This window comes from Kocuria cellulosilytica (assembly GCF_040981245.1).
GTDB classification, from domain to species: Bacteria; Actinomycetota; Actinomycetes; order Actinomycetales; family Micrococcaceae; genus Kocuria; species Kocuria cellulosilytica.
Genome location: NZ_JAVFWZ010000080.1, coordinates 1 through 595 on the forward strand (window position 1 = coordinate 1; position 595 = coordinate 595).

1 protein-coding gene is annotated in these 595 nt (G+C 78.5%); it reads right to left on the bottom strand.

The features are described from left to right. Nucleotides 1-595, bottom strand: a 595-nt coding sequence (locus RCG67_RS17085) for an EF-Tu/IF-2/RF-3 family GTPase (RefSeq protein WP_368827996.1), incomplete at both ends; no start/stop codon positions are given.

The following is a 595-nucleotide window of genomic DNA, read 5'->3' on the forward strand; positions in this document are numbered from 1 at the left end:
GGGCGGCCCGGCGCGCCCGGTCGCCGCGCCGCCGCAGTGCGGGCGGATCGGCGTCGAGGACCTGGGCCCCGCCGAGCACCGACCGGCTGCCGGGGTCGCGGAGCACCAGGCGGTCCCCGAGGACCAGGGGCAGGGGCCGGTCGAGGGTCAGCCGGGCGTGGTCGTCGTCGAACGGGCTCAGCCGGGCGGGCACCGCCGCGGTGCCGGCGTGGAGCACCAGGTGCTCGGCCGTGTCGGGGAACGCGGGGCCGGTGCTGCGGCGGATGTCGAGGACGCCGGTGAGCGGCCACGTGCCCGGGGTGACCAGGGCGTCGCCGCGGTGCACCTCGGAGGCGGACACCCCTCGCAGGTTGAGTGCCACGCGGGTGTACGGCTCCAGCGCGGTGTGCGGCGTGTTCCGGCTGTGCATGCCGCGGACCACGACCGGCACCGCCCCGCCGTGGCCCAGCAGGTGCAGCCGGTCGCCCTGCCGGAGCGTCCCCGCGGTCAGCGTGCCGGTCACCACCGTGCCGGACCCGGTGATCGTGAAGGACCGGTCCACCCACAGCCGCAGCCGCCCCTCCGCGGGCGCTGGTGCCCGGGCCAGGACGTCGTC